Below are 20,773 nucleotides of genomic sequence, written 5' to 3'. Positions count from 1 at the left end.
CCCACGAACAGGGGAACACATGACAGTCATCGACGTCGTCGAGGGAGACATCACCACGATCGCGGTCGACGCGATCGTCAATGCCGCCAACTCGTCGCTGCTCGGTGGCGGCGGAGTCGACGGTGCACTCCACCGCGCGGGTGGGCCGGAGATCCTCGCCGAGTGCCGAGCACTGCGTGCCACGACTCTGCCGGACGGGCTCCCCGCCGGTGATGCGGTGGCCACCACTGCGGGTCGGTTACCCGCTCGGTGGGTGATCCACACCGTCGGCCCCGTGTACGCACCCGGCGACGACCGGTCACCGATCCTGCGCTCGGCCTATCGTCGATCGCTGATGGTCGCCGACGAACTCGGCGCGGCGACGGTCGCATTTCCTCTCATCTCCGCCGGAGTCTACGGATGGCCCCTCGACGATGCTGCCGAGCAGGCAGTTTCGGCGATTCGCACCACGACGACGTCGGTTGCGACGGTCACCCTCGTCGGATACTCGACCGCCGCCGCAGACGTGCTGCGACGCGCCGTGGCGGGTTCCTAGTCGCCGAAACCGTCGAAGAGTGTCGGCTCGTCCGGATTGTCGAACAGCGGCGGCTGGTCGGTGCTCGGACCCGCCGGTGGGCGTCGGCGCGTCGGAATGTCGGTGGGCTGCTCGAGGAAACTCAGCGCTGCAGCCAGAGACCAGCTCGTCAGCTTCCACTCGAGTGCCTTCGCGTCTGCGGCGGCGACACCGTCGTCGTCGCCCACGAATGCCCGGTTGAGGGATTCGCTGGTCCAGCCCACATGCTGCTCGGTGCTGAGTTCGAGGAACTGCTGCAGGCGCGAAGCCTCCTGGTCTCCGATCGCCGCGACCATCTCGACCGGGATGTCGGAACGCCCGTGAACGTGGTGATCACGCAGTTCGAGCAGGGCAGACGGAAGATCGTCTTCGAGACGGGGTTCCCACAGGTCGTCCTCGAACGGATCGTGGTCGTCGCCGCCCTCGAACTCCGAGGACTCGAAATAAGGGTCGTGACCGTGACCGCGCATCGGCAGGCCGCCGATATGCGCAGCGAAGTCGTGGTCGACGCCTTCGAGGAACAGGGACATGCGATCGAGAGCGGACACCAGATGCTCGGGCACGAAGGGCACCGCAGGCAGGTGGTTGACGACGGCGACGCGATCGTCGATCAGCACGAACTTCAGTTGCGGCCACTGCCGATTGAGATCGGAGACCACCTCCATCGCGCGGGTGCGACCACTGATCGAATGCACGATCGGCGCGAGCAGATCCACCGTTGCGGCGCCTGCGCCGACACCGACGAACACGAGGACATCGGCGATGCGCAGCACGAGGTCGCCGTCTTCGTCCCACGTCGGGGTGTCGCCGACCCGATCGCCCACGGTGTCTTCGATGAGTTCTCGCAGGTGCTCCTCGCCCAGTGGATGGACAGGCCCGCGGACCGGCACCTTCGGGGAAACCTCGGCGACCGGGGACGGAGTCTCGAACTCGTGTGTGCTGGCGGTCCCGAAGGATTCTGCCCTCAGGAACAACGGGTGAGGAACGCCCCACACGTCACGCAGCACGCGCACCGCGACCTCCGCGAGCCTGTCGGCCCACGCCGACGGAAGATCCAGCCAGAACGCAGGCGAGCCGCCGTCCTCCGGTGCATCGGGATCCCGCGACGGTGTTTGCCAGCCCAATTCCAGCAGCAATGCCTCATCCTGCGGCGACAGATACCGATCATCGGACAGATGGAGATTGGACGGCACTTCACAGCGCACCTGCTGATCGCCCCACGCGTAGAACTGCACGCACGGCCCGGCCGGCCCACCGGATTCCTCTGCCAGCGGCTCGAGCACGAGTCCGCCTCCGTCTCGCATGGAAGCGACGTGGTCGGCGAGGTCCCCCCGGAACTCGCGCCAGGCGCGGTCGACGTCGCGGTCGAATCCGCTTTCCGGCTCGCCCATGAACCTGCCCCCTTACCTTCCCGACATTGACCCGTGTGTCGTGAACACTAGTCGGACCCACCGACAGGACGCCCGTCGGTGAGCGTGCCGATCGGTTGGAAGGCGCATACTTGCACCTGTGCCGAACCGCGCGCGGTCCCCCGATGCAGACAGGTCCGCCCAGCTGCGCGGACTCACGTGGCGGGCGTTGCTTCGCACCGTGACGACGGTCGTGGTGGTGGGTACCGCCTACTTCACGTTGCCCTTCACCGGACTCGACGACCTCTCGACACTGTTCCTGCTGGTGTGCGGGTCGGCGGTGGTGTGCGCGGTCTGCGGCTGGCAGGTGTGGTGGGTCCTGCGCTCCCCGCATCCCATGGTTCAGGCGATGGAAGGGATCGCCGCGACCTCCACCGTCTACATTCTGGGCTTCGCGTCGCTGTACGCCGTGATCTCACAGGTCGACCCGGAGGGATTCACCGAGCTCCTGACCCGGATGGGCGCCCTGTATTTCAGTCTGACGGTGTTCGCGACCGTCGGATTCGGGGACATCGCCGCGGTCACCGATGGAACGAGGGCGGTGGTCTCGGCGCAGATCGTATGCAATCTGATCTTCCTCGCGCTGGTGGTGCGGCTGTTCGTGCTCGCGGCCAAGCATCGTCGGCAGCAGGTGGGGGAGAAGCCGATAACCGACGAGAGTCCGTGAATGACAGATTCTGTGAACGTGGACGTCCCCACCACCGAAGCAGGTGATGGGGACGTTCGACACTATGAGCCTGCAGGCATCACGGGATGGTGAGCACCTGGCCGGGCTGGATCAGGTCCGGGTTGGAGACGCCGCTCGCATCGGCGATGCGCTGGTACTGGCTGCCGTCGCCGTAGAAACGCTCGGCGATCGCCCAGAGGGTGTCGCCGGAAGCGACGGTGTGGGTCCGCGGTGCCGGAGCGGCGGGAGCAGGCGCGGCTGCTGCCGGTGCAGCGGCGGCAGGCGCAGCAGCGGGCTCGGCAGCCTTCGGAGCAACGCTGTTGCTCGCCCACACGGGCTTGTCGCCTGCGTACAGCACGACGTTGCGGTCGTCCTGCACCGTCAGGCGCACGCCCGAGTTACCGCTGGTCTCCGACGCCCACACCGGGGAGTTGTCGCCCTTGTACAGGACGAAATTGCCGTCCTCCTGGACATTCGCGCGCACGGCACCGGAGCCGTCGGTTCCCGCTGCCCACACGGCACTGCGGCCCTCAGACAGGACCAGGTTGCCGTCCTGCTGGAGCGTGAGGGTGTACTTGCCGTTGTCGGACTTCAGTTCCTGGCCCACACCGAGGCTCTGGCCGGCATTGAGAGAGCTCACGCTGTCCCTTTCGATCGATATGTTGAATTCGGGCAACCGGCTCGAACCGGATACCGTCACGCACAGTACCGCCGTCCTGGCTGCTCCCGGTGGATGCCGCCCACGGGTCTCACTGTTCGCCGGATCACACCATGTCGAGCGAGCGCACGAACCGACCGATCCGGGCGACAGCACGGCTGCCCTCGGGTACCAGCGACGCGGCCGCCTGGAACACGTGCACCTGCTTCTCCCACACCTGCAGTTCCGTGGGAACGCCGGCCGCTGCGAGACGGTACGCCATGGTCTCGGCGTCGATGAAGGTCATTTCCTCGGATCCGGTCTGGATCAGTGCCGGCGGCATACCGGTCATGTCGAGATCCACGGGAGAAGGCACCGGTTCGTACCGGTCGTCGATCCGCTCGGCCCGCTCGATCAGTGTGGACAGCACCGGCACCGCGCGTCGTGGAAACAGTGCACATTTCTGGGCGTTCGGGTGTTCGAGCTTGCGGTGGGGATCGAGGTCGGTCAGGGGTGAGATCGCGACGGTGCCTGCGGCCCGACCCATCCCCAGGCACAGCGCTTCGTGCGCCACGGAGAAGGTGAGGAATCCGCCCGCCGAGTCGCCGGCGATGACGATCCGTTCGATCGGGTAGCCGTGGGCGATCAACCATCGCAGTCCGGACAGAGCGTCGTCGACCGCGCGTCGGATCGGATGACGCGGGAGCATCCGATAGGCCACCGACAGCACCGGCGCGCCCGCTGCCGCCGAGATGCGCGACACCAGCTGACGATGGGTGGTCAGACCGCAGCACAGGAATGCGCCACCGTGCAGGTACAGGACCGCGGTGCGGCCGTCGGCGCCTGGCGCGCGCACGAACTCGGCGGGACACGTGTCCAACGCGACGCGGTGATGCTCGGTCCCCGATATCGGTAGTAGCGGGAACGCAGCGCGGTCGACCAGACCCGTCGGCCACGGAAGTGCCGGGGTGAGTGCCCAGGCATCGAGGAACGGCCGCACGGTGTGGCGCACGGACATGCTCAGCGCACGGGAGGCGAGGCTCACGCCGCCGTACTCCCTGACACGCGGGGCTTTCGCGGGTGTCGGCGACGCGGGTGTCGGCGATATGAAGGGATCGGACAATGCACTGCTCATATCGCCGCCTCCTCGCCGCTTCCGGACACCTGTTCGAACTACGGATTCCCCAAGGTACGCCCGAGAGACGGTGTGGGTGAGCGCTGTAATCCGATAGATACGGGGTGGCATCGCCGATGCAGGTGAGGCGGCGTCCTGTTACCGATTCGATATTCCGGTATTCCGAATCACGCGAGCCCTCAATGCATGTCGGACCGTGCGTGCAGCACCGACACGAGCTCACGTTCCAATGCCACGAATTCCGGGTCGGTGAGCAACTCCAACGACCGTGGCCGAGGCAGCGGAACCCGCACTTCGTGCAGGATCTTTGCGGGTCGAGGCGAGAGGACCAGGACCCGGTCGGACAGTAGAACGGCCTCGCGTACGTCGTGGGTGATCATCAGAACGGTCCAGCGGTCGCGCTGCCACACGTCCTGCAGCCACAACTGCATATCGGTGCGGGTGAGCGAGTCGAGAGCGCCGAACGGCTCGTCGAGCAACAGGATTTCGCGTTGCTGGACCACGGTCCGCGCCAGCGCGGCGCGCTGACGCATCCCGCCGGACAGCTCGTTCGGGCGGGCCTTCTCGAATCCGGTGAGTCCGAACGCGGGGAACAGAGCCCGCGCTCGCTCGCGTGCCTCCCGACGCGGCGCTCCCTGTACCTCGAGTGCGAGCGCGCAGTTGTCGAGGACGGTGCGCCACGGGAACAGGAGATCCTTCTGGGGCATCAGTGCGGCGCGCCCCGGCGCCGCGGGTGCTCCACCGACCGTGACGGTGCCCTCGTCGGGGGTGTCGAGGCCCGCCACCAAACCGAACAGAGTGGACTTCCCCGACCCGCTCGGGCCGATGACCGAGACGAATTCCCCTGGGGACACGTCGAAGTCGATGTCGGCGAGTACGTGGTTGCCGTCGAACGACCGGTGGACGCCGGAGACGATGACTGCGCTCATGCCCGACTCCCTGTTGTTCGATTCTCTGTCGGCCGATTCTCCGTGGTGAGCGCCCACGGTGCGATCATGTGTTCGGCCACATAGGTGAGCAGGTACAACACCAGTGACACGATCGCGGTGACCAGGACGGCTGCGAGCACCAGATCGGTGCGGAACGAGTTCTTCTGGGTGGCCATGTAGATGCCGAGCCCCGATGTGGCGCCGACATACTCCGCGAACACCGCGCCCACTACGGCGTAGGTGACTCCGATGCGCAGAGACGTGAAGAACCGCGGCAGTGCCGACGGGAGCCGCACATATCGGAACACCTGCCACCGCGTGGCACCCATGCTGCGCAGAAGTGCCCCCGCCTCCCGGTCGGTCGCTGCGAATCCCTCGATCAACCCGATCGCCATCGGAAAGAACGTGGCCAGGGCGATCACCAGGATCTTCGGCAGCAGACCGAAGCCGAACCAGATGATCATGAGCGGGGCGATCGCGATGATCGGTAATGTCTGCGACACCACGAACAGCGGAACGAACGCCCGCCGTAGCCATGGCGAGAAATCGACGGCGATTGCCAGCACCCACGCCAAGGTCAACGACACCGCGAACCCGACGATCGTGACCTGCAGAGTCGCGGCGGCATGCCCGGCGATGTCGCTGCGGTATGCCCACCCCTGCTGCAGCACTCGTGCGGGAGACGGCAGCACCTGCGGGCGGATTCCGCTGATCATCACGTAGAGCTGCCACGCTGCGACGAGTACCACTGCGACGAGAATCGCCGGCAATGCACGATTCACGCGGCGTCGGGCAGTCCTGACCCGGTCTGTCGTCCCCCGGGTGTCAGGGTGTTCGGCCTCAGGGCGCTTGATAGTCATCGGTGAGGTAGGTCGACCAGTCGGGTTCGGCGGTCAGCGGCGCGCCGTCGGGACCGGTGAGCAGTCCCTGCTCGTACAGGAACCGCGCGTACCCGGCCCATTTCTCCGCGTCGAGGGTACCGACGCGACCCTGCTCGTCCCGCATGTAGTCGGAGGCGAGCATCCGCTGGCTCTCGAAGACGAGCTCTTCGTCGGGAAACGCCCCCGGGTTGGCGTCGAGCAGCGCGCGGGCGCCTCGATCGGCATCGTCAGCGGCGATCTCGTACCCACGCTGAAGTGCCTGCACGAACGCGCGGCCCCGGTCCGGATTCTCGGCGAGCCAGTCCTCGTTGCCGTTCACGACGATCGCGTACTGGTCGGGGAAGCCGTAGTCGGTGTATTCGAAATAGCGCATCGGCAGTCCGCGATGCTCTGCTTCGAGTCCTTCCCACGCAAGATACGAGACGGTGAAGTCTGCGGTACCGGAGTAGACCGCCTCGTACGCGGACGTTCCGAGGACGACCTCCTCGAACTCGCCGCGTCCACCGTCGTTGCGGATGACCTGCGCGAGCGCCTCGCTGTCACCGGGGTCGGCGAAACCTGCGTAGACGTGACCGTCGAGGTCTGCCGGACGCATGAGATCCGCGCGGTCCGCCTTGACGCCGATCCCTGTTGCCCAATGCTGCAACGGAGCGAGCACGGTGACGGTGTGTGCCCCGGAAGCGCGGGAGAACGTCGCCATGCCGTGGGTGGAGATGCCGAACTCCGCGTTGCCGGCGTCGACGAGGGTGTCGGGTGTCGCCTCGTTGTAGGGCAGGATCTCGACGTCGAGCCCGGCATCGTCGAACAGTCCTTCCTGCAACGCCACATACAGACCGGTGTGGTTGGTGTTCGGGGTCCAATCGAGTGCGAACCGGATCGTGTCGTCGGAACCGCCACCGGCGCATGCGCCGACTGCGCACACGGTGATGGTGGCGACAGCGAGTGCGGTGATCCGGTGCCGCAGCGTCACGACGCGGGCCACGGCTGCGTGTTCAGGGCGGTGTCCCAGAACAGCAACTCGTAGCGGGTCGCGAGGGTGAACGCGTCGATCATCGCGTCGCGCTCGGTGTCGGTGGCGGCTGCCCCGGCGGCGTCGACGAGGGTGCGTGCGGTCGCGACGGAATCCTGGAATCCTTGGTCGTCGTAGGTGGCCACCCACTGCGCGTAGGGATGGGCCGGATCGGCGGCGAGCACGGCGGCTGCGCTGGAGGCCAGGTCGCGGCACACTTCGGCGTAGATCCAGAAGCACGACAACACTGCGGCGGCACCCACCGGATACGGTTCGGTCGCCACCGTGGCCGTCAGATACGACACGTAACCGAGGCACGCGGGGGAGTGCGCGACGGGTGCGTCGCTCACAGGCAGCACGCCATCGGTGAGAAGCTGCCGGTGCAGCGAGGATTCCTCGGTCGCCGCCGTCGCGGAACTGGTCGCCCAGAATGCGCCGGTGACCGGGTCCGGTGCCTTGGAGGCGAGGAGCGCGAGGGCCTTGGCGTATCCGGCCAGGTAGAGCGCATCCTGCTCGATGTAGAAGCGGAACGACTCGAGGGGAAGCGTGCCGTCGCCCAGGCAACGCAGGAACTCGAGGTTGTCGATGGAGTCGCGTAGAACCTTCGTGTGGTCCCACAGGACATCGGTGAAACGGTCGGTCGGTGAATCGTGCGCAGGCACAGTCATCCCGAAACATCCCTTCGTCAGCATTACCTGATCAGGTTCGACGGGTGTGATCTCAGCCCCGCACTTGCGGAGCACCCCGTGTCGGTCGGAGGCGACGATAGCACCTTCGCCGAGCGGCTGTCGGCTCGGTGTCCGGTGGGTACGTTGGGATGCGAGTAGCTCACCGGGAGGTCATGTGGACGCCGAGACACTCGTTGTCGGATGCAAGTACGGCGAAGCCCGCGGATTCCGCGACGGCGCGGTGTACTCGTGGAAGGGGATCCCGTTCGCCGCCCCGACCTGCGGTGACATGAGGTTCCGGTCGCCGGAGGGGCCTTCGCCGTGGTCGGGAGTGCTCGACTGCGAGCGGTACGGGCAGATCGCTCCGCAGAGCCGGAACAGCCCGATCGGGATCTCGTCCGACATGACCATCGGCGAGGATTGCCTCTCGCTCAACATCTGGGCTCCGGAACCGGACGGGCACAAGCGCCCGGTGATGGTGTGGATCCACGGTGGCGCCTATGTGATCGGCTACTCGGGTCAGAAGATCTACGACGGACGTGTGCTGAGCGAGACAGGCAACATCGTGGTGGTCACGCTCAATTACCGTCTGGGGGCGCTGGGGTTTCTGGACCTGTCGTCGTTCTCCACCGTCGGCGATACGTATGAGTCGAATCTCGGTCTGCGAGACCAGATTGCTGCGCTCGAATGGGTGCGCGACTGCATCGCGGACTTCGGCGGCGATCCCGACAACGTCACCCTGTTCGGTGAATCGTCGGGCGGGGGATCGGTCACGACGCTCATGACGGTGCCGCGCGCCGAGGGGTTGTTCCATCGGGCGATCGCGCAGTCGCCACCGGCGACGTCGGTATACGGTCGTGAACGCGCGGCGATGGTTGCTGAGCGATTCCTCGATATCCTCGACGTGTCGCCTGCTCGGGTGGGGTCCCTGCGGGACATGCCCTACGAGCAGCTCGTCGCCGCGGCCGAAACAGTGGTCGGGGAGATCCCCACGAAAATTCCGGGCACCTTGGCGATGACCCCGGTGGTCGACCGCGACCTGGTGCCCAAATATCCGGTCGCGGCGTTCCAGAAGGGTCTGTCGCATCGGGTTCCGCTCATCATCGGTTCGAACAAGGACGAGCCGTCGATCTTCCGTTTCATGAAGTCGCCGCTGATGCCCGTCGACGATTCGGCGGTCCGCGCCATGCTGGAGGCACTCGCGAAGGACCGTCCCGATCTCGAGCCGGAACGGCTCGCTGAGATCGCCGCGGCGTACCCTGATCTGCCGAAGCCGAGTGGTGCGATGGCCCTGTCGCGCGACGCGGGTTTCCGGATGCCGGTGTTATGGGTCGCGGAGGCGCATGCCGAACATTCCCCGACATGGGTGTATCGATTCGACCACGCGACGCCGATGCTCAAGGCCGCGCGGATCGGTGCCGGTCATGCAACCGAATTGCCATACGTGTTCGGCAATTTCGGGACGCTCGGTCGCGATCCGAGTTTCTGGCTCGGTGGTCGCAAGGGTGCGATCGAGGTGTCGGGGCGGGTGCAGCGTCGATGGCTGGCATTCGTCAAGCACGGGGTGCCGGCTGCTCTGGATGCGTCGAAGCACTGGCCGCAGTACGAGCCAGGCGAGCGCATGACCTTGCTGATCGATGCGCGCGACACGGTCGTGTCGGATCCGGATGGGTCGATGCGGGAGGTGTGGGGCAATCAGGTGATGGGCTTCTCCTGAAGCCGACCGAGTAAATCCTGTTGACGTGTAAATCCTGTTGACGTCATTGAACACGTGTGCAACCCTTGGAACATGCGTTCAGTCGAGGGCGTTTCCGACCTCACGACCCGTGCTCGCATCCGCGACGCAGCAATTCGTTGTGTTGCTCGGGACGGTGTGAACATTTCGCTGCGGGCCATCGCCTCCGAATGCGGTGTGAGCGCCTCGCTCATCGTGCACCACTTCGGTTCCCGTGCCGGTCTGCGTGAGCACTGCGACGCGTATGTTCTCGACAGCATCCGCGAGCTCAAATCCTCGGTCCTCGAACCGGGCAGTGGGGTCGCGGCGATGTTGGCGCAGCTCGAGAACATCGGGAGCTATGCCCCGCTCATCGGCTACCTGATTCGGAGCCTTCAGGCCCGGCGCCCGGCCTCTCGGGCGTTTCTCGATCATCTGGTGGCCACCACCGAGGGCTACCTCGCGAAAGGTACCGAGTCCGGCATCGTGAGTCCCAGTCGGGATCCCGAGGCACGGGCACGGGCGCTCGTCGAGTTCAGCACCGGCGCGCTGCTACTGCATGTTCCCGGCCCGAACGAGCCTCTCGATCTCGACGCATTGCCCGCGTGGCTGCGTTCGTACAGTGACCGTCTTCTGCTCCCCTTGCTCGAGCTCTACACCGAACCGCTACTCACCGACTCGACCATGCTCACCGCATATCTGGCTGTCCGGGAGGCAGCCGACCCGTAACCGACCACGGAGGTTGCACCATGGACACACCCGCCATCGACACCGTCGACCTCGTCAAGACCTTCGGCACCACCCGCGCTCTCGACGGATTCTCGATCGAAGTCGGAACCGGAACCGTAGCAGGGTTTCTCGGACCCAATGGTGCCGGGAAATCCACCGCGATCCGCGTGCTCCTCGGCATGCTCCGCGCCGACTCGGGCTCCGCTCGCGTCCTGGGGCTCGACCCGTGGACCGACGCGGTGGCGATCCATCGTCGCCTGGCGTACGTCCCGGGCGACACCAACCTGTGGCCGGCGCTCACCGGCGGTGAGATCATCGACCTACTGACCAGAATCCGTGGCGGCGACAACCCCTCACGCCGAGCCGAACTCCTCGAACGGTTCGAACTCGACCCCACCAAGAAGGCCCGCACCTACTCCAAGGGCAACCGGCAGAAGGTCGCGCTCGTCGCGGCGTTGGCGTCGGATGTCGAGCTGTACCTGTTCGACGAACCGACGTCCGGACTCGATCCGCTCATGGAGGCGGTGTTCACCGACGAAGTGCGTGCGTTGCGCGACGCCGGGCGCACGGTGCTGTTGTCGAGCCACATCCTGGCCGAAGTCGAAAAGCTCTGCGACACCGTGACGATCATCCGGTCCGGGAAAGACGTGGAGACGGGAACCCTCGCGCAGCTGCGGCACCTGACCCGCTCCGCGGTGCGGGCCACCGTACCCGCCCTCCCCATCGGATTCGCGTCGCTCCCCGGTGTGCACGATCTGACCTACGACGACGGGCATCTCGCCTTCGACGTCGACAATGCCTCCGTGACGTCGGTGCTGCGAGAGCTCACCGAACTCGACATCGCGAACCTGACGATCACCCCGCCGTCGCTCGAAGAACTGTTCATGCGCCACTACGGCGATACCCCCACAGACGTGCCCGAGGGTGAGCAGGTGGCGACCCGATGACCGCCACACTCGCCCCCCGGGCCGACCGTGAGACCCGAAGTTCCCACCGTTTCAACGGAATCGGCGACCTGCTCCGACTCTACCTCCGCCTGGACCGCGTCCGTATCGCCGTGTGGACGCTTGCGCTCGCCTTCACTGTGTACGTAACCGTCGAGAGTCTGATCGCCGCGTATCCGAACGCGGCCGCGCGGCAGGCCCGCGCCGACCTCCTCGAGAATCCGGCGGCGGTACTGATGACCGGTCCCGCCTACGGTGCCGACAACTACACCCTCGGCGCGATGACCGCGAACGAACTGAGTCTGACGGTGTTCGTCGCCGTCGCGATCATGAGCATCCTGCTGGTGGTGCGGCACACACGCACCCAGGAGGAGGCGGGCCGACTCGAACTGCTCCGTGCGCTCCCGGTGGGTCCGTTCGCGCCGCCCGCGGCCGCATTGCTGTCCGTCGCCGTCGCCGATGCGATCGTCGCCGTCGGCGTCACCCTCGCGCTGCTGGCCGGCGGCCTCGCGTTCGCGGGGTCGCTGCTGTTCGGTGTGGCCACGGCTGTCACCGGCCTCCTTTTCGGTGCTGTGGCGGTGGTGACCGCGCAGTTCAGTGAGCATGCGCGCGCCGCGACCGGGTCTGCGCTCGCGGTACTCGCGGTGGCATTCCTGGTGCGCGGATTCGGCGACATCATCGAATCCACCGGCTCGTGGTTGTCGTGGCTGTCGCCGATCGCGTGGGCGCAGCAGACCCGTCTCTACGTCGACGAACGATGGTGGCCACTGCTGCTGTCCGTGGTCGCGATCGGTGTGCTCCTCGTGGTCGCGGTAGCCCTGTCGCGGCGCCGAGACATCGGGGCCGGCCTGCGCGCCCCGAAACCGGGGCCCGACCAAGCGTCGCCGTCGCTGCTCACGCCGCCCGGACCATCATGGAGGCTGCTGCGCGGGACCTTCGTGGCGTGGACGGCAGCCCTCGCGATCCTCGGACTGGCGATGGGTACGCTCGCCGATTCGATCGAGGGCATGGTCGACAGCGTTCCCGACATCGGGGAGTTCCTCGGTGGCGACACACAATCGTTGACCGCGTCGTTCGGTGCGACGATGCTGATGTTCCTCGTCGTGGGGATCGCGGCGTTCGCGGTCTCGGCGGTGATGCGTGTCCGAGGAGACGAGGATGCGGGCCGGATCGGGCTGGTGATCGTCACCGGAACACGGCGCACGCGATTGTTCCTGTGGATCGTCGCGGTGATCGTGGCGCAGGTCCTCGTAGCACTGGTCGTCACAGGTGCCGCGACCGGACTGGGTATGGCCGCCGCGACCGGCGAGGCGGACTGGATCATCCGGATGTGCGGTGCCGCACTGGCATACGCCCCTGCTGTGTTGTTCGTCTTTGCGGTGGCGCTCGCGCTGGTCGGTCTCGTCCCGCGTCTGGCCGAGCTGGCGTGGATCCTCGTGATCTACGCGGTGTTCGTGGCGTGGTTCGGCGAACTGCTGAACCTGTCGCAGTGGCTGCGCGACCTCTCGCCGTTCTCGCACATTCCGTTGGTCCCTTACGACACTGCGAGTGCTGTGCCGATGCTCGTGCTCGGTATTTCTGCTGTGGTCCTGGTCGCGGCGGCGGTCGTGGGCTTCCGCCGCCGCGATGTGATGGTGTGACGGGAGTGCGTCAGTTTCGGTATTCGGGGTGCTCGGAGACGAACTTCTCGACATACGAGCAGGATGTGCCGATATTCAGGCCCTGCTCGCGGGTCGTGTCGAGTGCGTGCTGCACGACCTGCCCGGCAAGCCCGCGACCGCGGAAATCCGCTTCGGTGACGGTGTGGTCGAAGTCGCGCATGCCATCGACATCGCTGTAGTCGGCGTATGCCGCGAGATCGTCGCCGATGAACAGCGCGAACCGCGACTGCTCGGGCAGGTGTTCGATGCGGATGGCGGTCTCGGTGTTGTTCGACATGCTCACGACTTTACATGTGGCTCGGATCGTCGGTCTCGATCACCAGCGCGTCGTCGTCGCGCAGCGCCACGAACGGGATGGACTCGCGGCGAAGGTATTCCAGTGTGCGGTCGACACCGTCGTCACCCAGCAGGGAGTCTCCCGCATGGGGAACGATCGCGTGATCGACCCAGCCGAGTCCGTCCCACACCACAGGGCCCGCACCGATCTCGACGACCTCGGCGGGATCGTCCGAGAACTCGAGCCCCCGCAGCGTCGGTGTGGCGATGCACGCGCCGGCGCTGTACCCCGCATACGCGAGGGCGCCGGTACCCACCAGATCTGTGAGCACCGTGTCGCCGCCGCTGCGGGCGAGCTGGGCACGTAACACGAAGGTGTTGCCCCCTCGCACCCACACCGAGGAGAAGGCGCCCAGCCGCGCCCGGAGACTGCCCGGATCGCCCAGGTGATCGCGGAGATCCACCTCCTCCGGGTCGTATCCGAGACCCCGCAACGGCCCGAACTCGCTGGTCACACTCGATTCGCGGGCGCGGGACGGCCACGCATCACCAGCGTTGGCGATCACGGCGACCCGCCCGGGTCCGCGCGTCACCTCCAACAGACGAGTGGGATCGGATCCGAACCGGTACGAAGACAGGAACAGGCGCATCGGTCAGATCGTGAACGCGAGATTCTCGACGATACGACGCCCCACCTCGGTGTCGCCGCCGAGAGTGACTTCACCGAGTTTGTCGACGCCGCTGACCCGCCCACCTGCCAGCCGCACGAACAGGGCCGAATCCATCGTGATCGTGCTCGTCGCGGGCCCCGACAACGAGGGAACCGTACTCGCGCGACCCGCCACCTCGAGATGGATCGTCCGGGCGAGCGGCCCGGTGAGTTCGAGTGTGATCGACGAACCTTCGGGAGCCTTGCCGCGTTTGCCCACGACGAACGGCACCGCACCGAAGATCTCGGCGGAGCCGAGTTCGGCTCGGGCGCCGCCCTCACTGCCGACGGTGCCCAGTGCGTCGTGGATGTCCAATTCGTGTAGCCAGCAGTCGAACACCCGGATACGCATGAATCGGCCGTAGGTGGCCGGGCCCACCGGAGTATCGGCCGGTGCATCGAAGTCGGTCTGCGTCAGCGCACTCAGACTCGCGCGCCGCTGCGCCACGATATCGCGGTAGCGCGCCAGAACGTCGTCGCCGGACGCGCCGCGGAAATGTTCGACCCACTGCTCGTTGAATGCGCCGATCTCGTTGCGGACGTGGCCCAGTGCGTGCACATCGATGTCGACATGAGGTGCGGCGACACCGGCAAGCAGAGATTCGGTGCCGATCAGGTGCGCGACGATGTCCTTGACCGTCCACCCGGGAAGGTTGGTGGGGGTGAACCACGCATCGCCCTGGACCCCGGCCAGCAGTGCGTCGAGGACCTCGAATTGTTCGAGGAGCAACGGCCGGATGACGTCGATGGGGAATTCGCTGGTGCCGGAACTGTCGGACGGGGTTGTCACTGGTTCTCCTCGGTCGAGAGACGGTCGAGACCTGCGCGGATCGCCGCAGCGGTGGATTCGGGGTGGCGGGGCTTGCGACGTAGGACACCGATGCCCAGGCGGATCCGGTCACCGTTCCATCGTGGAATGACGTGCAGGTGCATGTGGAAAACGGTCTGGAATGCGGCGCGACCGTCATTGACCACCAGGTTGGCGCCGTCGGTGGCCAGATCTGATCGGGCGAGTGCGCGTGCCAAGCGTTGGCCGGCCTGGAACATCGATGCCGCGGAGGTGGGGTCGAGGTCCTCGAGCCGCTCCGAGTGGGCCCGCGGCACCACCAGAAGGTGGCCGCGCGTCAGAGGATGGATGTCGAGAAACGCGACCACGTGGTTGTCCTCGTAGACCAGCGCGGCCGGTGCACCGCCCCCGGCTATGGCGCAGAACACACAGGAGTCCACCGGTTCACTCTAGCGCCGACACCAATTCCGGTAGGCCGACTGCGGCCGTCGTACGCCATACCACGTCGACCTGATCGGACAGGTCGGTGTCCTCGGGATTGATCTCCACCACCGGAACTCCGTCGTTCCGTGCAAGTGACGGCAGTCCGGCCGCGGGGTACACCACGCCCGATGTGCCGACGACCAGCAGTAGATCTGCGTGGCGTAGCGATGCCGTCGCGGCGTCCCACGGTTGCTCGGGCAGCATCTCGCCGAACCACACGACGCCGGGGCGGACGACCCCGCTGCAGTTCCGGCACTTCGGTGGATCGAGTCGTTCGACAGGTTCCTCCGGCGGCTCGGGAACGTCTGCGCCGTGTCCGCAGTCGGCGCAGCGCGGCTCGAACAGACTGCCGTGCAGATGGGCGAGCACCGCACTGCCCGCGCGTTCGTGCAGATCGTCGACGTTCTGTGTCGTGATCTGTAGCTCTGCGCGCCGTCCCCATTCGGCCAGCGCGAGATGACCTGCGTTCGGTTGAACTCGCAGTACCAGCCCGACACGCCACTGGTACCAGGCCCACACAAGCGGAGGGTCGTCGTTCCACGCTTTCGGAGTTGCGAGCGATGCCGCGTCGAAGTCGGCCCACAATCCGGTCTGCGCAGCACGGAATGTCGGCACACCGCTCTCGGCGGACATGCCGGCGCCGGTGAGGACGGCGACACGTCGGGCGGGGCGCGCGAGGTCGAGGATCGGGGAGGGGACGGTCATGGCGTCACGGTATGGGAGTGATGTCAGATCGTCGGGGAAGTGTCCGGCACGTGCCCGCAGCGGGGGCACGGGATATCGGGATCGTCGAGGAACAGCCCGCAGTCCGGGCAGACGCGGTCGAGCCAGCACACCGGGTCGCCGCCGAGATCGTCGGTCATTGCTTCGTACTACCCCCCGCGCAGATGCTCGGCAAGTACCTCCGCGCCGCTGTGTTCGACATCCCGGGTCGCGGTGAGGAGAACAAGGGGACGCCCGTCGGCCAGGGTGTCGAGCCGCTCGATCGCGGCGCGGCCACCGGGCGATGCCAGCTCCTCGATGTAGCGATCGCGGAACTCGGCGAACAGGGCTGTGTCGTGCGAGTACCACTTCCGTAGGTCCGTCGAGGGTGCAAGTTCCTTCGCCCAGTCGTCGTAGTGGAAGGCGTCCTTGCGAAGTCCTCGGGGCCACAACCGGTCCACGAGAACACGCACGGATTCCTCGGCGCCGGGATGGTCGTAGACCCGCTCGACACTGACGTCACGTCGCGACATGTGTACCTCCCGAAGTCGTCTTCTCACAGATGCGAAGGTGCACCTGTGAAGTGAGGTGCCTCACATTCTTGCATTTTCTTACTGTTCGGACTCGATTCAGACAGACCGGGCCAGTTGCGACTCGGGAGTGGGAGCGGTAGGTCTGGCAAGGCTTACAACAACACGTGTAGGGCCGTTACATGGCCGACAGACACGCATTCGCCGCCGATCGCGGCGCCGCGCGCGGCAATTTCATTCGACGCAGGAGATAGAGAATATTGAGTAGCGAAGGATCGAACACGGAGAGCGGGGATCGTCGCCGCCCGGCCGTCGGTGTCGTTCGTGAGACGAACGACGGCGAGCGGCGTGTCGCGCTGGTACCGAAGGTTGTGCCCTCTCTCATCGCCAAGGGCTTCGACGTGGTTGTCGAGGCCGGCGCCGGGCAGAATGCGCTGATCCCCGATCAGGCATACAAGGAAGCGGGCGCCACCATCGGCGACGCGTGGTCGGCCGACATCGTCGTCAAGGTCGCACCGCCGTCGGACGCCGAGGTCGCCCGCCTGAAGTCGGGTCAGAAGCTCATCGGCTTCCTCGCCCCGCGCAATGCGGAGAATCAGATCGGTGCGCTGACCGCCGCCGGCGTCGAGGCGTATGCCGTCGAGGCCATTCCGCGTATCTCGCGTGCCCAGGTGATGGACGCGCTGTCGTCGCAGGGCAACGTGTCGGGCTACAAGTCCGTGCTCGTCGCCGCTTCGGAATCGACGCGCTTCTTCCCGATGCTGACCACTGCGGCCGGCACTGTGAAGCCGGCGACCGTGCTGGTGCTCGGAGTGGGTGTCGCGGGCCTGCAGGCTCTCGCCACCGCCAAGCGTCTCGGTGGTCGTACCACCGGGTACGACGTGCGTCCCGAGGTTGCCGACCAGGTGCGGTCGGTCGGTGCGCAGTGGCTCGATCTCGGTATCGACGCTGCAGGCGAGGGCGGATACGCCCGCGAGCTCACCGAAGAGGAACGCGCTGCGCAGCAGCAGGCGCTCGAGAATGCCATCAAGGGCTTCGACGTCGTCATCACCACTGCGTTGGTGCCGGGTCGTCCCGCGCCGCGTCTGGTGACCGCCGCGGCGGTCGAGGGCATGAAGCCCGGTTCGGTCATCGTCGACCTCGCCGGTGAAACCGGTGGCAACTGTGAGCTCACCGAGCCCGGACAGACCGTCGTCAAGCACGATGTGACGATCTGTTCGCCGCTGAACCTGCCCGCGACGATGCCCGAGCACGCGTCCGAGCTCTATTCGAAGAACGTGTCCGCGCTGATCGAGCTGTTGCTCGACGAGAGCGGCGCGCTCGCCCCGGACTTCTCGGACGAGATCCTTTCGGGTGCATGCGTGACGCGGTCGAAGGAGAACGTCTAGATGTACAACGAACTGCTCGCGAACATCGCGATTCTGGTCCTTGCCGGATTCGTCGGATTCGCCGTCATCTCCAAGGTTCCGAACACGCTGCACACGCCGCTGATGTCCGGTACCAACGCCATCCACGGCATCGTCGTGCTCGGCGCCCTGGTGGTCCTCGGGCACTTGCCCGGCGACGCCCACTGGGGAATCAAGATCATTCTGTTCGTCGCGTTGGTGTTCGGCACGCTGAACGTCGTCGGCGGCTTCGTCGTCACCGACCGCATGCTCAGCATGTTCAAGTCCAAGAAGCCCGAGTCCGGCAAGGACGCAGAGAAGAAGGGGGCTGACGCCTGATGGGCTACCTCGTCTCCGTCCTGTACATCGTCGCGTTCGCGATGTTCATCTACGGTCTGTCGGGCCTGACCGGACCGAAGACCGCCGTGCGCGGCAACTACATCGCCGCAGTCGGTATGGGTATCGCAGTCGTCGCGGTGCTCATCGACATCCGCGAGACCGACAACTGGGGCCTGATCATCGGCGGCCTGGCCGTCGGTGTCATCCTCGGCGTCCCGCCTGCACTCAAGACCAAGATGACGGCGATGCCGCAGCTGGTCGCCCTGTTCAACGGTGTCGGCGGTGGCACCGTTGCCCTGATCGCGTGGGCCGAGTTCCTCGACTCGTCGAGCTTCACCACCCTCGACGATGTTCCGACAGTCACCATGATCGTCGGGTCCCTGTTCGCCGCGATCATCGGCTCGATCTCCTTCTGGGGCTCGCTCGTCGCATTCGCGAAGCTGCAGGAACTGCTGAACAAGAACCTCGAGAAGAAGCTGGTCGCCGGCGCGAAGCTGTTCCAGCTCGCCAACATGGTGCTCGTGGTCGCGTCGATCGCGATCGCCGTGTACATCGGTATCAGCGCCGATGGTGAGCCGCTGGCCTCGTTCTGGATCGTGCTGCTGCTCGTCGTCGCAGGTCTGATGGGCCTGTTCGTGGTGCTGCCGATCGGTGGCGCCGACATGCCCGTCGTCATTTCGCTACTCAACGCCCTGACGGGTCTGTCGGCTGCGGCGGCCGGCCTGGCGTTGAACAACCAGGCGATGATCGTTGCCGGCATGATCGTCGGTGCGTCCGGCACCATCCTGACGAATCTGATGGCCAAGGCCATGAACCGCTCGATCCCGGCGATCGTGTTCGGCGCGTTCGGTGGCGGCGACGACGGCGGCGCTGCGGCAGGCCCCGGCGGCGGTACCGTCAAGGCGACCTCCGCTTCGGATGCGGCGATCCAGATGGCGTACGCCAATCAGGTCATCGTGGTGCCCGGCTACGGTCTGGCCGTCGCGCAGGCGCAGCACGCCGTCAAGGAGATGGCGGCGTTGCTCGAAGAGCGCGGCGTCGAGGTCAAGTACGCGATTCATCCGGTCGCCGGTCGTATGCCGGGGCACATGAACGTGCTGTTGGCCGAGGCCGACGTCGAATACGACGCGATGAAGGAAATGGACGACATCAACGGCGAATTCGGCCGCACCGATGTGACCATCGTCATCGGCGCCAACGACGTCACGAACCCGGCCGCGCGTCAGGATTCGTCGAGCCCGATCTACGGCATGCCGATCCTCAACGTCGACCAGTCGCGGTCTGTGATCGTGATGAAGCGGTCGATGAGTTCCGGATATGCCGGCATCGAGAATCCGCTGTTCACGCTCGATCAGACGTCGATGCTGTTCGGTGATGCGAAGAAGATGGTTGGTGAGGTCACCGAAGAGCTGAAGGCTCTCTAGTCGCTCACCCGAAAGTGTGGATCCGAGCCCGGAAACGCGCTCGGATCCACACTTGTGTCATTTGAGCGCCGGGGCGAGCGCCGCAGCGACGAGGACACACACCAACGGCACCACCATCGCCACCGTCAACGACGACACTTCGGAGATCCAGCCGATCGTCGCCGGTCCGGCCAGGAACCCGATGTAGCCCAGACCGACGACCCGCGACATGTTCTTACCCGGCGTGCCGGTTGCAATGTTGCCTGCAGCCGTGAAGATCTGCGGGACCGCTCCCGACAATCCCAGACCGAACAACGCCCACCCCGCGAGAGTCAGCGGCAACCACGGCGACACCATCACCAGGGCCATCCCCGACCCCGCCACGAGAGTCCCGTACCGGACCACGGCGACCCCGCCGATCCGGGCGCTGATCCGGTCGGCGACGAAACGCCCCAGCGTCATCGTCGCCGAGAATGCGCCGAACGCCAGCGCCGCCACCGAATCCGCCGCCCCCAGATGCTCCTTGACCTGAAGGGCACTCCAATCGTTGGCGACACCCTCGCTGAGCATCAACCCGAACGCGACACCACCGAGCAGGATCACCTCGGCCGAGTACCCTCCCCGGGCGCGCTCGGCCGGTGCGTGTCGTGGTGACGGTTCGCTGCGCACGAGATGTCGAGCGGCCCACACGATCGCGACGAGACCGACCGCTCCGGCGGCCGCCAGGGTCGCGGGTGGGTCGATGTCCGCAGCGAGCGTCGCGGCACCCACGAGCGCTCCGGCAATCCCGCCCATCGAGAACAGCCCGTGGAACGCGGCCATGATCGGGCGGTGATAGCGCCTTTCCACGACCACGGCCTGGGAATTCATCGAGACATCGAGCGCGCCGTTCGCGAAACCGAACACGACCAGCGCGACGGCGAGCTGCCACGGCGCAGTCGCGAGCCCGGGCCCGATCACCGCGACCGCGAGCATCACACCGAACACCAACGTCGTGCGGTCGCTGCCGAAGCGGTCGGCGAAGTAGCCGGTGGCCTGCATGCCCGCGATCGCACCCACAGCGAGCGCGAGCAACAGGGTTCCCAGCGCTGCGTGCCCGATACCCACCCGCTGCTGTACCACCGGGATGTGGACGACCCACATCGCGAGCAGGAAGCCGTTGAGCCCGAAAACAGTGAACACGGCGGCGCGGGCGCGAGTGAGAACAGCGTCGATCACGTAGG

General features: G+C 66.2%; 24 protein-coding genes and 1 riboswitch. Of the genes, 9 read left to right on the top strand and 15 right to left on the bottom strand.

The features are described from left to right. Positions 1-19 precede the first annotated feature (19 nt). Entirely contained in the window at positions 20-535 is a 516-nt protein-coding gene (locus ACZ46K_RS22885) for an O-acetyl-ADP-ribose deacetylase (protein ID WP_054806962.1), read from the top strand. On the opposite strand, the gene ACZ46K_RS22880 is transcribed toward ACZ46K_RS22885, so the two are convergent. Further along, the gene (locus ACZ46K_RS22880; protein WP_464744951.1) at positions 532-1,944 is read right to left on the bottom strand and encodes a T3SS (YopN, CesT) and YbjN peptide-binding chaperone 1; all 1,413 of its coding nucleotides are present in this window, start codon (positions 1,942-1,944) and stop codon (positions 532-534) included. The two genes, ACZ46K_RS22885 and ACZ46K_RS22880, sit on opposite strands and share 4 nt — an antisense overlap. A 118-nt stretch (positions 1,945-2,062) precedes the next feature. Between ACZ46K_RS22880 and ACZ46K_RS22875 the strand changes: the two genes are divergently transcribed. Continuing rightward, positions 2,063-2,629 carry a potassium channel family protein gene (locus tag ACZ46K_RS22875; protein WP_464744949.1) on the top strand — a complete coding sequence of 189 codons (567 nt, stop codon included), beginning with the start codon at positions 2,063-2,065 and terminating at the stop codon, positions 2,627-2,629. A gap of 79 nt (positions 2,630-2,708) precedes the next feature. Here ACZ46K_RS22875 and ACZ46K_RS22870 read toward each other — a convergent pair whose 3' ends face one another. The 6 genes from ACZ46K_RS22870 to ACZ46K_RS22845 all read right to left on the bottom strand — a co-directional run bounded on the left by ACZ46K_RS22870 (position 2,709) and on the right by ACZ46K_RS22845 (position 7,888). Next, positions 2,709-3,269, bottom strand: coding sequence for a LysM peptidoglycan-binding domain-containing protein (locus ACZ46K_RS22870; RefSeq protein WP_464744947.1), 561 nt, complete (start codon positions 3,267-3,269; stop codon positions 2,709-2,711). 124 nt (positions 3,270-3,393) lie between these two features. Next, positions 3,394-4,401 carry an alpha/beta hydrolase gene (locus ACZ46K_RS22865; RefSeq protein ID WP_054810375.1) on the bottom strand — a complete coding sequence of 336 codons (1,008 nt, stop codon included), beginning with the start codon at positions 4,399-4,401 and terminating at the stop codon, positions 3,394-3,396. A 179-nt stretch (positions 4,402-4,580) separates the two neighbouring features. Next, positions 4,581-5,330, bottom strand: a complete 750-nt coding sequence (locus ACZ46K_RS22860) for an ABC transporter ATP-binding protein (protein ID WP_054806947.1) — start codon at positions 5,328-5,330, stop codon at positions 4,581-4,583. Beyond that, positions 5,327-6,190: an ABC transporter permease subunit gene (locus ACZ46K_RS22855; RefSeq protein ID WP_054806946.1), complete on the bottom strand. Its 864-nt coding sequence runs from the start codon at positions 6,188-6,190 to the stop codon at positions 5,327-5,329. The genes ACZ46K_RS22860 and ACZ46K_RS22855 overlap by 4 nt, the downstream gene beginning before the upstream one ends. Then, the gene (locus ACZ46K_RS22850; protein ID WP_464744945.1) at positions 6,171-7,193 is read right to left on the bottom strand and encodes an ABC transporter substrate-binding protein; all 1,023 of its coding nucleotides are present in this window, start codon (positions 7,191-7,193) and stop codon (positions 6,171-6,173) included. Before ACZ46K_RS22850 ends, ACZ46K_RS22855 begins: the two co-directional genes overlap by 20 nt. Next, entirely contained in the window at positions 7,178-7,888 is a 711-nt protein-coding gene (locus ACZ46K_RS22845; protein WP_054806948.1) for a TenA family protein, read from the bottom strand. The genes ACZ46K_RS22850 and ACZ46K_RS22845 overlap by 16 nt, the downstream gene beginning before the upstream one ends. Beyond that, a riboswitch (TPP riboswitch) is annotated at positions 7,881-7,977 on the bottom strand. Its footprint overlaps the gene before it by 8 nt. 86 nt (positions 7,978-8,063) lie before the next feature. On the opposite strand from ACZ46K_RS22845, the gene ACZ46K_RS22840 reads away from it, so the two are divergent. The 4 genes from ACZ46K_RS22840 (at position 8,064) to ACZ46K_RS22825 (ending at position 12,915) form a co-directional block, all read left to right on the top strand. After that, positions 8,064-9,605, top strand: a complete 1,542-nt coding sequence (locus ACZ46K_RS22840; protein ID WP_464744943.1) for a carboxylesterase/lipase family protein — start codon at positions 8,064-8,066, stop codon at positions 9,603-9,605. 72 nt (positions 9,606-9,677) lie between these two features. Beyond that, entirely contained in the window at positions 9,678-10,331 is a 654-nt protein-coding gene (locus ACZ46K_RS22835; RefSeq protein ID WP_054806945.1) for a TetR family transcriptional regulator, read from the top strand. A 20-nt stretch (positions 10,332-10,351) separates the two neighbouring features. Next, entirely contained in the window at positions 10,352-11,278 is a 927-nt protein-coding gene (locus ACZ46K_RS22830) for an ABC transporter ATP-binding protein (RefSeq protein WP_054806944.1), read from the top strand. Beyond that, complete coding sequence (locus ACZ46K_RS22825) at positions 11,275-12,915, top strand: ABC transporter permease (RefSeq protein WP_464744941.1); 1,641 nt, start codon at positions 11,275-11,277, stop codon at positions 12,913-12,915. The genes ACZ46K_RS22830 and ACZ46K_RS22825 overlap by 4 nt, the downstream gene beginning before the upstream one ends. Before the next feature lie 10 nt (positions 12,916-12,925). Here ACZ46K_RS22825 and ACZ46K_RS22820 read toward each other — a convergent pair whose 3' ends face one another. The 7 genes from ACZ46K_RS22820 to ACZ46K_RS22790 are packed head-to-tail and all read right to left on the bottom strand — an operon-like array spanning position 12,926 to position 16,426. After that, positions 12,926-13,213 (bottom strand): GNAT family N-acetyltransferase, encoded by a 288-nt coding sequence (locus tag ACZ46K_RS22820; protein WP_054806413.1) that lies wholly within the window; start codon positions 13,211-13,213, stop codon positions 12,926-12,928. Between the two features lie 10 nt (positions 13,214-13,223). Beyond that, positions 13,224-13,862, bottom strand: coding sequence for a Type 1 glutamine amidotransferase-like domain-containing protein (locus ACZ46K_RS22815; protein WP_054810382.1), 639 nt, complete (start codon positions 13,860-13,862; stop codon positions 13,224-13,226). 3 nt (positions 13,863-13,865) lie between these two features. Continuing rightward, positions 13,866-14,669 (bottom strand): maleylpyruvate isomerase family mycothiol-dependent enzyme, encoded by an 804-nt coding sequence (locus tag ACZ46K_RS22810; protein ID WP_054806412.1) that lies wholly within the window; start codon positions 14,667-14,669, stop codon positions 13,866-13,868. A gap of 38 nt (positions 14,670-14,707) precedes the next feature. Next, a complete protein-coding gene (locus ACZ46K_RS22805) occupies positions 14,708-15,148 on the bottom strand; it encodes an HIT family protein (RefSeq protein ID WP_464744939.1) in 441 nt (146 codons plus the stop codon). 4 nt (positions 15,149-15,152) lie between these two features. Beyond that, positions 15,153-15,896, bottom strand: coding sequence for an SIR2 family NAD-dependent protein deacylase (locus ACZ46K_RS22800; RefSeq protein WP_464744937.1), 744 nt, complete (start codon positions 15,894-15,896; stop codon positions 15,153-15,155). 23 nt (positions 15,897-15,919) lie between these two features. Next, complete coding sequence (locus ACZ46K_RS22795; RefSeq protein WP_464744935.1) at positions 15,920-16,054, bottom strand: hypothetical protein; 135 nt, start codon at positions 16,052-16,054, stop codon at positions 15,920-15,922. A gap of 9 nt (positions 16,055-16,063) precedes the next feature. Next, the gene (locus ACZ46K_RS22790; RefSeq protein WP_054806410.1) at positions 16,064-16,426 is read right to left on the bottom strand and encodes a DUF488 domain-containing protein; all 363 of its coding nucleotides are present in this window, start codon (positions 16,424-16,426) and stop codon (positions 16,064-16,066) included. 257 nt (positions 16,427-16,683) lie between these two features. Here ACZ46K_RS22790 and ACZ46K_RS22785 point away from each other — a divergent pair, with 257 nt between their 5' ends. From ACZ46K_RS22785 to ACZ46K_RS22775, 3 genes are read left to right on the top strand one after another with little or no spacing between them, the layout of a single operon-like run. Then, positions 16,684-17,811 carry a Re/Si-specific NAD(P)(+) transhydrogenase subunit alpha gene (locus ACZ46K_RS22785; RefSeq protein WP_464744933.1) on the top strand — a complete coding sequence of 376 codons (1,128 nt, stop codon included), beginning with the start codon at positions 16,684-16,686 and terminating at the stop codon, positions 17,809-17,811. After that, positions 17,812-18,147, top strand: coding sequence for an NAD(P) transhydrogenase subunit alpha part 2 (locus tag ACZ46K_RS22780; RefSeq protein WP_054806409.1), 336 nt, complete (start codon positions 17,812-17,814; stop codon positions 18,145-18,147). Beyond that, positions 18,147-19,571, top strand: a complete 1,425-nt coding sequence (locus ACZ46K_RS22775; protein WP_464744931.1) for an NAD(P)(+) transhydrogenase (Re/Si-specific) subunit beta — start codon at positions 18,147-18,149, stop codon at positions 19,569-19,571. Before ACZ46K_RS22780 ends, ACZ46K_RS22775 begins: the two co-directional genes overlap by 1 nt. 57 nt (positions 19,572-19,628) lie before the next feature. On the opposite strand, the gene ACZ46K_RS22770 is transcribed toward ACZ46K_RS22775, so the two are convergent. Continuing rightward, positions 19,629-20,765, bottom strand: a complete 1,137-nt coding sequence (locus ACZ46K_RS22770) for an MFS transporter (protein ID WP_464749445.1) — start codon at positions 20,763-20,765, stop codon at positions 19,629-19,631. Positions 20,766-20,773 lie beyond the last annotated feature (8 nt).

The organism is Rhodococcus sp. JCM 9793 (assembly GCF_055380405.1).
Note: the sequence above shows the minus strand (reverse complement) of the source record. Positions and strands in the feature narration are given on the sequence as shown.